The 12,941-nt window shown below is 53.8% G+C and carries 11 protein-coding genes; 3 read left to right on the top strand and 8 right to left on the bottom strand.

What is annotated here, in order from left to right; all coding sequences use genetic code 11:
• Positions 1 to 14 precede the first annotated feature (14 nt).
• The 7 genes from pdhA to tpiA form a co-directional block, all read right to left on the bottom strand.
• On the bottom strand, positions 15 to 1,049 hold the full coding sequence (pdhA, locus tag IF205_RS12955) for a pyruvate dehydrogenase (acetyl-transferring) E1 component subunit alpha (protein ID WP_259779782.1): 1,035 nt from the start codon (positions 1,047 to 1,049) through the stop codon (positions 15 to 17).
• A 308-nt stretch (positions 1,050 to 1,357) separates the two neighbouring features.
• On the bottom strand, positions 1,358 to 1,675 hold the full coding sequence (locus tag IF205_RS12950) for an FtsB family cell division protein (RefSeq protein WP_259779781.1): 318 nt from the start codon (positions 1,673 to 1,675) through the stop codon (positions 1,358 to 1,360).
• Between the two features lie 262 nt (positions 1,676 to 1,937).
• The gene (eno, locus tag IF205_RS12945; RefSeq protein ID WP_259779780.1) at positions 1,938 to 3,209 is read right to left on the bottom strand and encodes a phosphopyruvate hydratase; all 1,272 of its coding nucleotides are present in this window, start codon (positions 3,207 to 3,209) and stop codon (positions 1,938 to 1,940) included.
• Positions 3,210 to 3,303: 94 nt separating this feature from the next.
• The gene (gene kdsA, locus IF205_RS12940; protein WP_259779779.1) at positions 3,304 to 4,155 is read right to left on the bottom strand and encodes a 3-deoxy-8-phosphooctulonate synthase; all 852 of its coding nucleotides are present in this window, start codon (positions 4,153 to 4,155) and stop codon (positions 3,304 to 3,306) included.
• Positions 4,156 to 4,173: 18 nt separating this feature from the next.
• Positions 4,174 to 5,814 (bottom strand): CTP synthase, encoded by a 1,641-nt coding sequence (pyrG, locus tag IF205_RS12935; protein ID WP_259779778.1) that lies wholly within the window; start codon positions 5,812 to 5,814, stop codon positions 4,174 to 4,176.
• 79 nt (positions 5,815 to 5,893) lie between these two features.
• Positions 5,894 to 6,226: a preprotein translocase subunit SecG gene (gene secG / locus IF205_RS12930; RefSeq protein ID WP_259779777.1), complete on the bottom strand. Its 333-nt coding sequence runs from the start codon at positions 6,224 to 6,226 to the stop codon at positions 5,894 to 5,896.
• Positions 6,227 to 6,354: 128 nt separating this feature from the next.
• Positions 6,355 to 7,113 carry a triose-phosphate isomerase gene (tpiA, locus tag IF205_RS12925; RefSeq protein WP_259779776.1) on the bottom strand — a complete coding sequence of 253 codons (759 nt, stop codon included), beginning with the start codon at positions 7,111 to 7,113 and terminating at the stop codon, positions 6,355 to 6,357.
• Between the two features lie 276 nt (positions 7,114 to 7,389).
• Here tpiA and IF205_RS12920 point away from each other — a divergent pair, with 276 nt between their 5' ends.
• Together IF205_RS12920 and trpE are read left to right on the top strand one after the other, a co-directional pair.
• A complete protein-coding gene (locus tag IF205_RS12920) occupies positions 7,390 to 9,270 on the top strand; it encodes a SurA N-terminal domain-containing protein (protein ID WP_259779775.1) in 1,881 nt (626 codons plus the stop codon).
• 36 nt (positions 9,271 to 9,306) lie between these two features.
• Positions 9,307 to 10,818 carry an anthranilate synthase component I gene (gene trpE, locus IF205_RS12915; protein ID WP_259779774.1) on the top strand — a complete coding sequence of 504 codons (1,512 nt, stop codon included), beginning with the start codon at positions 9,307 to 9,309 and terminating at the stop codon, positions 10,816 to 10,818.
• 34 nt (positions 10,819 to 10,852) lie between these two features.
• Here the strand turns inward: trpE and IF205_RS12910 are convergent, their stop codons facing one another.
• On the bottom strand, positions 10,853 to 12,145 hold the full coding sequence (locus IF205_RS12910; RefSeq protein WP_259779773.1) for a divergent polysaccharide deacetylase family protein: 1,293 nt from the start codon (positions 12,143 to 12,145) through the stop codon (positions 10,853 to 10,855).
• Positions 12,146 to 12,351: 206 nt separating this feature from the next.
• Between IF205_RS12910 and IF205_RS12905 the strand changes: the two genes are divergently transcribed.
• Positions 12,352 to 12,924, top strand: coding sequence for an anthranilate synthase component II (locus IF205_RS12905; RefSeq protein WP_259779772.1), 573 nt, complete (start codon positions 12,352 to 12,354; stop codon positions 12,922 to 12,924).
• Positions 12,925 to 12,941: the final 17 nt, after the last annotated feature.

Below are 12,941 nucleotides of genomic sequence, written 5' to 3'. Positions count from 1 at the left end.
TCCTTTATGCGGCGTTACGCGTCGACAGTGTCCACCAGAATATCCGTCCAGAGCTCAGATTCATTCGGCTCCGGACTGGTCTGGGCGAAATCCGCCGCATCGGAAACGATGGCCTTGATTTCTTTATCGATGGCTTTGAGATCTTCTTCGCTGGCATAGTTGCCGGAAATCAGCATCTCTTTGATATGGTCGATCGGGTCATGCTGTTGCTTGACCTTGTTTACCTCGTCCTTGCTGCGGTATTTCGCAGGGTCGGACATGGAATGGCCGCGATAGCGGTAGGTTTTCATCTCCAGGATGAACGGCCCTTTGCCCGCACGGCAATGTGCAACAGCCTTCTGGGCGGCTTCCCGCACTTCTTCAACATGCATGCCGTCAACGGCAACACCAGGAATGCCATAGGCCTTGCCACGGTTACACAGCTCCGCACCACCGGCGGCAGACCGCTCAACCGACGTTCCCATACCATATTTGTTGTTCTCAATCACATAGATGACCGGAAGTTTCCAGAGGGCCGCCATGTTGAAGGACTCATAGACCTGCCCCTGGTTTACCGCACCGTCACCGAAATATACGGAACAGACATTGTCCGTTCCCTTGTATTTCATGGCAAAAGCAATACCGGTCCCAAGTGGCACCTGCGCACCGACGATCCCATGACCTCCATAGAAGTTCTTTTCTTTGGAGAACATGTGCATGGAGCCACCCTTGCCCTTGGAATAGCCGCCCTCGCGCCCGGTCAGTTCGGCCATAACGCCGCGCGGGTCCATCCCGGCGGCCAGCATATGGCCGTGGTCGCGATAGCTGGTGATGAGGGCGTCGTCAGGCGTCATGCAGGACTGCATGCCCACAACAACTGCTTCCTGACCGATATAGAGATGGCAGAAGCCGCCAATCAGTCCCATGCCATAAAGTTGCCCCGCCTTTTCTTCGAAGCGGCGGATCAACAACATTTCCCGATAGTCTTTTTTAAGCTGGTCCGGATCCACATTCGCCTGCTTGCGTGCTGTGGTTTTTCCGGGCTTACGTTTGGCGGGTGATTTAACCATCTCCGGCCCCTGTCAATGTGGTTGGAAGGTCACCGGTGAAAGCCCCTGATTTATCTTTTGGGCTTAACCCCTCCGGCACAGGAAGAAGTCGCATAAAATAATAACAAAAGTCAATAGTCTATAAGTTATTGTAATTATTCGATAAAATATGAATTAACTGTAATATGGTTTATCTAGGTAAAATCAATCAGGAAAACGACTTCAAACTCATTTCGCACATGCAAAAAAACGAGGAAAAGAGCCATTTTTCCTCCTCCGTTCAAATAGACAGATTTAACCAGAAGTAGACTGGAGAAAATAGGGTCGCCTCACCCCTCTGGGTGCAGAATCACGACATCATCCGGTTCAGCCAGGTTCAATGACTGCCGCGCCATCTCGTCCAGCATGTCCGGATCTAGGCTCAGGGGGTGCAACGCATCCACGCGCCGTTCCAGCTCTGCCCGTTTCCGTGACAGGGTTGCCAATGTTACTTCCGCGCGCTTCACTTCATTATTCAAGCGAAGATAGGAAAGAATACCGTGACCGCCCTGAACGGAGTGATAAACGAAATAGCCGATTACGCACGCACCAATGACCGGCAAAACGATTTGCCGGGACCGATAACGTATTTCGCGTAAAACTGCCATATCACTGCTACCGAATCACATCCGATTCCCGGCGTCAATGGGCAATAACTGCCGCGCCAGATATCCGATCGTAAGTTTTATTTGGACACCAAATATCAATAGCAACCAAATACTTAAAAAATGTGACTATAGCAAGTATCATGATACTCCATATCCAAGTATTCACGCATCGAGATGCAAATTCACCGAATCAAGAAAAGAGCCAAAAAAGAAGCGCCGGACAACCTGCCCGGCGCTTCCTTGTTTTTAACGAAATGGATGTCTATTTCAGAATGCTCTTCCCGGCATACTGAGCGGCATCCCCCAGCGCTTCCTCGATACGGATGAGCTGGTTGTATTTTGCCAGACGGTCCGAACGCGACAGGGAACCTGTTTTGATCTGACCACAGTTTGTAGCAACAGCCAGGTCGGCAATCGTGCTGTCTTCCGTCTCGCCGGAACGATGGGACATGACAGCCGTATAGCGCGCCTTATGAGCCATCTCGACAGCATGCAGGGTCTCGGTCAGCGTTCCAATCTGGTTCACCTTGATCAAAATGGAATTAGCGACCCCCTTGGCAATACCATCAGACAGGCGTGCCGGGTTGGTGACGAACAAATCATCACCGACCAACTGGATCTTGTCCCCCAGGGTATCGGTCAAGGCTTTCCAGCCATCCCAGTCGTCCTCTGCCATGCCGTCCTCGATGGAAACGATCGGGAAGGCATCGCACAGACCTTTCAGGTAGTCGACATTACCAGCCGCATCCAGGGTCTTGCCCTCACCGGCCAGAACATATTTGCCGTCCTTGAAATATTCAGAAGAGGCGCAGTCCAGGGCCAGGACGATATCGTTACCCGGCTTGTATCCGGCGGCTTCAATGGACTTCATAATGAATTCCAGCGCTTCGGTCGCAGACCCCAGATTGGGTGCGAAGCCACCTTCATCACCCACATTGGTGTTGTGGCCTGCGGCCTTCAAACCGGCCTTCAACGCATGGAAGACCTCTGCCCCCATACGGATACCTTCCTTCACGCTGCCTGCGGACACAGACATGATCATGAATTCCTGGATGTCGATCGGGTTGTCCGCATGTTCGCCGCCATTGATGATGTTCATCATCGGCACCGGCAGGGTGCGGGCAAAGGAGCCCCCGACATAGCGGTAAAGGTCCAGTCCGGCGTCAGAGGCAGCAGCCTTTGCAACTGCCAGGGACACGCCCAGAATCGCATTGGCGCCAAGGCGGGACTTGTTCGGGGTACCATCCAGTTCAATCAGCTTGTTGTCGATGGCGACCTGTTCTTCAGCATCCAGGCCACAAAGCAGATCGAAAATTTCTGTGTTCACGTTATCGACAGCGGTTCGAACGCCTTTACCCATATAACGCTCGCCACCATCGCGGGCCTCATGAGCCTCGTGAGCACCGGTCGAAGCGCCACTTGGTACAGCGGCACGGCCAAATGCGCCGCTTTCAAGCAACACATCGACTTCTACAGTCGGATTGCCACGGCTATCCAGAATTTCGCGGCCAAGAATATCAACAATCGCGGTCATGCTTCCACATCTCCAGATTCATGAAATTGAGGTGAAATTGCCTGCTTGAAGAAGAAAAAACCGTTTCGCTCAGGAAAACGAAACGGTCTTATGATTATTCGCCCAAACTGACAGGCTTTGCTTTCGACAGTGCATCAAAGTCCTTCATCACTGCCAGCAAGTCCGCAATTTGGTCCAGCGGCACCATATTCGGGCCATCCGAAGGTGCCTTGTCCGGGTCCTGATGTGTCTCCATGAAAACAGCAGCAACCCCTACTGCCATTGCCGCCCGTGCAAGCACAGGCACAAACTCTCGCTGACCTCCGGACGTGCCCCCCTGCCCGCCGGGCTGTTGGACCGAATGGGTGGCGTCGAAAACGATCGGCTTTCCGGTCTGCGCGGCCATGATCGGCAGGCCCCGGAAATCGCTGACCAGGGTATTGTAGCCAAAGCTGGTGCCCCGCTCGCATACCATGACGTTCGGATTGCCGCTTTCTTCCAGTTTCTGCACCACATTCGCCATATCCCAAGGGGCCAGAAACTGGCCTTTTTTAACATTTACGGCGCGCCCGGTTTCGGCGGCAGCGACCAGAAGGTTTGTCTGGCGGCAAAGATACGCGGGGATCTGCAGGACGTCGACGACCTGGGCAACCTCCGCACATTGGTGCGGCTCATGAACGTCCGTTACGACGGGCACCCCAACTTTTGTGCGCACCTCGTCGAAAACGGCCATGGCTTTTTCCATACCCACCCCACGAGAGCTTTTAATCGACGTACGGTTGGCCTTATCAAATGAGGTCTTGTAGATGAACCCGATACCGAGCTGATCCGTGATTTCCTTCAGGGCCTCACTCATTTCCAGAGCATGATCCCGGCTTTCCATAGCGCAGGGCCCGGCGAGCAAGGTAAATGGCAGATCATTGCCGATCGTCAGATTGCCGACTTTCACATGATAAGGGTTGGTCATCTGTCCACTTCTCCCAGATTACACCAAACGGGATTGCTTGATTGCCGCCTCAACAAAGGACTTGAACAGCGGATGCGGCTCAAACGGCTTGGATTTCAGTTCCGGATGGAATTGCACACCGATAAACCACGGATGTTCGGGAATCTCCACAATCTCCGGCAGAACACCGTCCGGCGACATGCCGGAGAAAGCCATCCCGGCTGCTTCCAGCTTGTCCTTATAGGCGATGTTTACTTCGAAACGGTGACGGTGGCGTTCGGAAATATCGTCCTGTCCATAGACTTCGCGCACCAGGCTGCCCTCTTTCAAGTGGCAGGGATAGGCACCAAGCCGCATGGTTCCGCCTTTATTATCCTGTTCACTACGCGTTTCCAGGACATTGCCGCGCTTCCATTCCGTCAGCAAACCGACAAGCGGTTCCGCGCAAGGGCCAAATTCCGTGGAACCGGCACCCTCGATCTTTGCCATATTCCGGGCCGCCTCAATCACCGCCATCTGCATACCGAAGCAAATGCCCAGATAGGGAATCTTGCGTTCCCGGGCAAATTTGGCAGCGGCGATCTTGCCTTCAGCGCCACGCTCACCAAAGCCTCCAGGAACGAGAATGCCGTGCACACCTTCCAAATGTTGGGACGGGTCTTCCTTTTCAAAAGCCTCCGATTCCATCCATTTCAGGTTTACGCGTACATTGTTGGCAATACCGCCATGAATCATGGCCTCGTTCAACGACTTGTAGGCGTCGAGAAGTTCAACATATTTGCCGACGACCGCAATGGTCACCTCGCCTTCCGGCGAACGAACGCGGCTGACGATTTCGTTCCAGCCATTCAGGTCGATGGCTTCTTCCTGCCCTTCTTCCAAAAGACGGAAATACTTCAGGACCTCAACGTCGAGGCCTTCTTTATGGTAGGCATTCGGCACATCGTAGATCGTATCCACGTCCAGGGCCGGAATGACGCATTCTTCTTTCATATTACAGAAGAGTGCAATTTTCCGGCGCTCACCGCGCGGAATATCCCGGTCGGCACGGCACAAAAGAAAATCGGGCTGAATACCGATAGACAACAACTCCTTCACGGAATGCTGTGTCGGCTTGGTTTTCAGCTCGCCAGCCGCCCCGATATAGGGCAGCAGAGTGCAATGCAGATAGGCAGCGCGGTCACGGCCCAGCTCGTTACCCAACTGACGAATCGCTTCCAGGAACGGTGTGCTTTCAATATCACCAACCGTGCCGCCGATTTCGCAAAGAACAAAGTCTTCGTCCGTCACATCGTTGAGTACGAACGCCTTAATCGCATCCGTTACATGCGGAATAACCTGTACGGTCCCGCCCAGATAGTCGCCGCGGCGCTCCTTGGCGATAACGTCAGAGTAAATGCGCCCGGTCGTCACGTTGTCGGACTGACGTGCAGGCACACCGGTGAAACGTTCATAATGACCAAGGTCCAGGTCGGTTTCCGCCCCGTCGTCCGTAACATAGCATTCGCCATGCTGATAAGGACTCATCGTGCCCGGATCCACGTTCAGATAGGGATCGAGCTTCCGCAGACGCACCTTGTACCCGCGCGCCTGGAGGAGAGCCCCCAACGCCGCAGAGGCCAGGCCTTTACCAAGGGAAGAAACCACACCGCCCGTAATAAAAATATAGCGCGTCGTCATGGCCGCTTAATGTACCTCATTCTGGATATTCGTCCATAAAAAGAGGCGGCTGATTTGCCGCCTTCTTTTGCAGGACCGCCTAGTTGGAACCCGGTACCGGGACTTGAGGCTGGTCCGTTTGGGTGTCCTGTGGGACTGTCTTCGCTGGCGCGACGTCCAGCACTGACGCCGGCTCTTGTGTTTGCCCGGCCAACAGTGCCAGGGCAATGCTGCTTACAAAGAAGCAAGCCGCCAGGATTGCTGTCGTGCGTGTCAGAATGTTAGCTGTTCCCCGCGCAGACATGAGACCGGCGCCGCCGCCGCCGGCCCCTCCACCGATCCCCAAAGCGCCGCCTTCGCTCCGTTGCAGCAAAACAACAGCGACAAGCGCAACAGCGATCAAAAGGTGAATGACCAGCAAAACCGTTTCCATGATCCGGCCCCGTAAATACTTAAACCCAAATATCTGGTGAGCCGCTCATAGAAAAGCCCTGAGCGGCCCGAGTGTTTGTAATCCTTGTGTCCGAATTTGACCAGACCTAAATCCGATCAATTTTCGAATTATTTTGAAACAGCATTAGCAATTGCAAGGAAATCGGCAGAATTCAGGCTTGCACCACCGATCAGCCCGCCATCAATGTCGGCCTGGGCCAACAAATCAGAAGCATTGCCGGGCTTCATCGAGCCGCCGTAAAGAATGCGGGTCGCCGCGGCAAAGTCCTCGCCAAGGGCGGACGCGAGCTCTTTACGAATATGCTGATGCACTTCCTGCGCTTCCTCAGGCGATGCGGTTCGCCCTGTTCCAATCGCCCAAACCGGTTCATAGGCAATAACGGTGTTCTCAGACGTCGAATCAGTCGGAATGCTGCCTTTGATCTGTTCAGAGATTACCGTCATGGTGTCTCCGGCGTCGCGCTGCGCTTCCGTCTCGCCAACACAGATAATGGCAACCAGGTCCTCCTGCTGTGCGGCTTTTGCCTTGGCCTGCACGTCCGCATCCGTTTCGCCATGATATTCACGCCGTTCGGAATGTCCGAGAATCACATAGCTACAGCCGGCATCCTTGATCATCGTCGGAGAGATGTTGCCGGTAAAGGCACCACTGTCCTTATAATGGCAATCCTGCGCTCCGAGTCCCAAGGCGGTTTCGCCGACGAGCTCGTGGACGGAATGAAGCAAAGTTGCGGGAGGGCAGATAACCAGGTCGCAGTCAACTTGTCCGGCCTGAGCGGCCACGGCCTCCGCCAGGGCAAGCCCATCAGCGCGCAGGCAATTCATTTTCCAGTTTCCGGCGATCACCGGGCGGCGGGACTGAGACATCCAGGTAACTCCCCTGTTACAGAGTATTGTCGGACGACGACTTATTTCAAATATTGGTCGTTGATTAGCATGCAGCCTCGCCATCGCCAAGCCGCCAAAAGGAATATCAAGAAGCCTACCCGGACGTGGAGGTTTCCCCTCCAGTGACAATAAGAAGCATGAATCCGACCTCTTACGGGAATTCTATGTTGATAGGCAGGGAGGCCGCTTCTATCATGCCGCGCCGGTTTGCCAAGAACCGCGATTGAAAGTGATAATTAAAGGGACGTCTACCTCATGCTGCAAATCTTGCGCCATTCCGTCGGCTCAATGGTCATCAAAGTGCTCTTCGGCCTTTTGGTGTTGAGCTTCGCTGCCTGGGGTATCGGTGACATCTTTAACCCGACGTCGCCATCACAGGCTGTCGCCTCAGCGGGCGATACCGAAATTTCACAACAGGATTTCCTGCAGGCCATGCGTACCCAGGAATCGCAGCTTCGTGCGCGGGGCATGGATGTTGAACAACTGAAGCAGATGGGTCTTGCCGATCAGGTTCTCGCCGGTCTCGTCAATCGCGCCTTGTATGAGGCCGAAGCGAATGAACTGGGACTTGCCGCCACCGATAAAATCGTGAGCCGCATCATCCGGAACAATCCTGCATTCCAGAATTCCTCCGGCGAATTCGACCGGGCGCGCTATGAAGTTGCCTTGGCCAACCAGGGTTTCCGTCCTCAGTATTATGAAAGCGTCCTGCGGCGCGATGTTGTCGTATCCACCCTCGTTGGCACCGTTAACGGAGGTGTCGAGGTTCCCGGGACCATCGCCAAGGATATTTACACATGGCAGAAGGAAACCCGCGATGCCGTCATCGCACGTCTGCCGATCAACCCGGCAGCCGATGTCGGTACGCCGAGCGACGAACAGGTTCAGGCTTTTTATGACGAACATAAAGAGCGCTTCCGTGCGCCGGAATACCGCAAAATCACCTATGTCGGTATCTCCCCTGAAAAACTGGCCCAAACCGTTGAGATTGATGAAGCTCGCATAAAAGAGGCATACGATCAGCGTAAGAATGAGTTCACTGCTCCTGAGAAACGCAAAGTTCTTCAGATGCTGCTTCCTGATGAGGAAACCGCAAAGAAAGCAGCGGAAGAACTGAGCAAGGGGCGTGACTTTGTCGAAGTCGGTAAAGAACTGGCCGACATGACCGAAAATGACATGGACCTTGGTACGGTCAGCAAGGCCGAACTGCCTGATGAAGCAGTGGCTGATGCAGCATTCGCGCTTAAGAAAGGTGCCTTCTCCGAACCGCAGGAAGGTTTCTTCGGTTGGTTCATTGTGACAACGCCTGAAATCAAGGCCGAATCCATTCGTCCGCTGGCAGATGTTGCCGATCAGTTGAAAAATGACCTGGCGAAAGAAGAAGCCACAAACCTCGCATATGAACTGTCCAATGACATGGATGACAAGATTGCCGGTGGGGCAACAATCGAGGAAGCAGCCAATGCATTGAACCTCACCGTTGATGTCTTTGATGGCATCGACCGCTCCGGTGAGGACAAGGATGGCAAGACCGTTTCGAACCTGCCGAAAACAGCAGCATTCTTCAAATTTGCCTTCGATACAGACGAAGGGCTGGACAGTCTGATGCAGGACGACGGTCACGATGGCTTCTTTATTCTGCGCGTTGATAGCGTGACGCAAAGCCGCATCAAAGACCTGGCCGAGGTTCGTGCCAACGTCGTTGACCTGTGGCAGCAGGACGCGCGCCGGAAGGCAACACAGGAGAAAGCCGCCGCGATTGTCGAAAAGGTAAACAGCGGAACCTCCCTGAAAGACGCAGTTGCTGAGTTTAACCTTGATGTTCAGACCGTGGATGCGATCACCCGAAGCGGGGAAAACCCGTCTGCTTCCGCAGTCCCTGCTCCGCTGGTGTCCGATCTGTTCAAAATCGACGCGGGTAAAGCGGCACAGGCTCTTGCCGGTGACAGCTTCGCTATTGCATCCCTGACAAAGGTCAATGTGCCGGAAGTAACCGACGAATCGCTGGATATGGTGAAAACCAATCTGGCAAACGGCATGGCTAACGACCTGGTCGTGCAGTTCAATGCGGCCCTTCGCAATAAGCACAGCGTCTCGGTCAACCGGCCTCTCGTCGATAGCCTGCTGCAAAACTAAGTAATTCCTACCGCTGTACATCGGAGAAAAGCGACCATGGAGTCTCACCCGGATTTCGAAGCCTTCAAGACCCTATACGATAACGGGCAGGCCCAAGTTGTCTGGACGACCCTGGTCGCCGATCTTGAAACGCCGGTTTCCGCCTTCCTGAAGATCGCTGACAGCAAGCCGAACAGCTTCCTGCTGGAATCCGTGGAAGGCGGCGCCATTCGTGGACGTTATTCCTTTATTGGAATGAAACCGGATGTAATCTGGCGGTGTTTTGGCAACAAGGCTGAAGTCAACAGGCGAGCTCTGGTAGACACGCATCACTTTGAACAAAGCGACAAGCCAACACTGGAGTCGCTCAAGGACCTGACCGAAAGCTCTCGTATTGATCTGCCGAGCCATTTGCCGCCCATGGCAGCAGGCATCTTCGGCTATATGAGCTACGACACTGTTCGCCTCGTCGAGAACCTGCCTAATGTGAACCCTGACGCCCTGAATGTTCCGGACGGAATTTTTGTGCGCCCTACGATCATTGCGGTCTTCGACAGCATTGAGGATATTGTCACCATCGTAACACCGGTACGGCCCGATTCGGAAATATCTGCCTTGGCTGCCTACGAAACCGCGATGGACCGGCTTGCGGATGTGCGCAACGACTTTGCGCGTGCGTTGTCGCATGACGCGCCCGCCCATGCGGACGACATCGAATGGCCGGAACCGGTCTCCAATATGGAGCCTGACGCCTATAAGTCGATGGTGGCAAAAGCCAAGGATTATATCCTTGCCGGTGATATCTTTCAGGTGGTGTTGAGCCAAAGGTTTGAAGTTCCCTTCGATCTCCCTCCTTTTGCGCTTTATCGTGCGCTGCGTCGCACCAACCCCTCACCTTTCCTCTTCTATCTGAACTTCAAGGATTTCGCCGTCGTCGGTTCAAGTCCGGAAGTTCTGGTACGGCTGCGTGACGGCAAGGTCACCATCCGCCCGATTGCCGGGACGAGGCCACGCGGAGCAACGCCGGAAGAGGATAATGCCCTGGCGGAATCTCTGCTGGCAGATCCCAAGGAATGTGCAGAACATCTCATGTTGCTGGACCTTGGGCGGAATGATGTCGGCCGTGTTGCAAAGACCGGGACGGTGAAAGTAACCGATCAGTTCATTATTGAACGTTATAGCCATGTCATGCACATCGTCTCCAATGTCGAGGGCGAGATTTCCGAGGACTATGATGCCTTGAAGGCCCTTATGGCAGGTTTCCCTGCCGGTACGGTATCCGGAGCGCCTAAAGTGCGCGCGATGGAGATTATTGACGAACTGGAATCCGAAAAGCGGGGCATCTATGCCGGTTGTATCGGCTATTTCGGTGCAGATGGCGCCATGGATACCTGCATTGCCCTGCGTACAGCCGTGGTGAAGGACAACAAGATGTATGTCCAGGCGGGCGCAGGTATCGTTGCCGACAGCGACCCCGAATCGGAACATCAGGAATGCCGCAACAAGGCACGTGCGCTCGTCAGGGCCGCACAGGAGGCCGTTCGCTTCGCCACAAGCCGTAGCAACTAACTATTCGCGCGCCAGGCGTCTGCAGGCTGCGGCCCTACTCGGTCGCAGAGTCTTGCTGTGCCAGATGTGTTGCCTGATTTCGTCGGATAATTGCTGAGACCGGCACCAGCCGGAAACCGCGTGCTTTCACCTGGGGAAGCCACTCCTGCAAAGCCAAAATCGTCTCATCATGCGGATGACCGATCGCGATTGCTTGGCCATTTTGCCTTGCAACATGTTCTGTCTGCCGAAGTTGCTTTATTATCGCTTTCTTATCCTGGACGTTATCCAGAAAGACATCGCGGCGTGTAACCGGCACATCCAGTTCACGCGCCATATCATATCCGACAGTTTTCGGAGAAGTGATCGAATCCAGGAAAACCAGGCCTCGTTTCTTCATCTCCTGTAAAACAAGGCGCATGCCTGGTTTCCAGGCGGTGAACTTGCTGCCCATATGATTGTTGATGCCGATATAGCCATCGAATTGCTTCATGTCCCAATTTACACGCCTTGAAAGCTCAGGCTTGTCCAGCGACGTGAGGAGAGCATTCGGGCCTGGGTCCACCTTTGCACTCATTGGTTCCATAGGCATATGCAACATGACCTCGTGACCATATTTCCGCGCCAAATCAACAAGTTCCTGAAGGTTATGGCCATAAGGAATAAAGGACAATGTCAACGGGGCCGCCAGGTCGATACTATGGCGACTGCGCTTTTGATCAATACCCACATCATCGATCACAATTGCGATCAGCGGTCGCGTTTCTTTTATAATTCCAGGGGTTTCGATAGCGGCCTTCTGCCATTGAAGCTGTGTCTCAGAAGTAGTTTCCGGCAATCGTTTGGCTGGTTTATCGCCGGGCAGACGCTCTTCACTCTGGATCGTGGATTGATCCGCCCCTTTATCAAGGTTGGCAACCAGTTGATCAATCGGGTCTGCCATACCGGAAGGAACAGCAGGACCATTTTCAGCGCTGTCACCTGCGCCGCCAAGCAGTTCAGGCGAAAGGTCTTCCTCATAGCGATACTTTTTCAGCGCACGTTCCGACCGATCGACGCGTACTGGAACATTATATTCGATATCATCTTCCGACTGTCGGCCCTGATACTGTGCGACGATCTGATTGGTATCGGGCGTCGTGGCTGCTACCTGCCCTCCCGGATCATCCGATGGCTGCGCCAGGAAATAGCCGATCCCCATGCCGAGGACGACACCAAACCCAGTGAAACTACCTGCCCAGATAAACGGCCCTTTGCCCTGCGCCCAGACTCTGACGAGTGCAGTCATAGCCCCGGCCCGGTTAGACAGAAGTTTGAATTGTTTGGCGAGGTCTATCGTTTTTTTCACTCTAATTCTCTTATTCGTACCGATCGATCGCGGCAGGCATTAATCATACCGTTTTGCCCTAGCTTTGTCCCTGTCCCTACAGGGGGTCTTCAGGAAAATCAAAAGCATACTTTGACAAATAGCCCGTAATACTGAAACCTCCTGTTTTCCAGGCCCGTAGAGGCTGCTATAACATTCGGCGAACGGGTCATTAGGGTTACTACAGTATGTATTTGTTAATAGATAACTACGACAGTTTTACATATAACCTTGTCCATTATTTCGGAGAATTGGGCATAAATACGGTCGTTCATCGAAATGATGCGATTACCGTTGACGATGCGCTGTCTCTTAATCCGGAAGGCATCATTCTGTCACCGGGCCCTTGCGACCCCGATCGTGCAGGCATTTGCCTTGACCTTACAAAAGCCGCCGCGGAAAACCACATTCCCCTGATTGGTGTCTGCCTTGGTCACCAGACCATCGGGCAGTTCTTCGGCGGGCAAGTTGTGCGCGTCCCTCCGATGCATGGAAAAGTGTCTGGCATTCATCACAAGAACTGTGGTGTCTTCAAGGACCTGCCCAACCCGCTTAAAGTTACCCGATATCACAGTCTGGCCGTTGCCAAAGAGGATCTTCCCACATGTCTCGAAATCACTGCCGAATCAGACGATGGCGTCATTATGGGCCTGCAGCATAGGGAACTGCCAATTCACGGCGTTCAGTTCCACCCTGAAAGCATAGCGTCCGAAGCAGGACACCAATTGCTTCAGAATTTCGTAGACCTGACAAAAGATTAACTGACGGACAATAAGTC

The sequence above is a fragment of the Aestuariispira ectoiniformans genome, from assembly GCF_025136295.1.
Lineage (GTDB): Bacteria > Pseudomonadota > Alphaproteobacteria > UBA8366 > Aestuariispiraceae > Aestuariispira_A > Aestuariispira_A ectoiniformans.
Note: the sequence above shows the minus strand (reverse complement) of the source record. Positions and strands in the feature narration are given on the sequence as shown.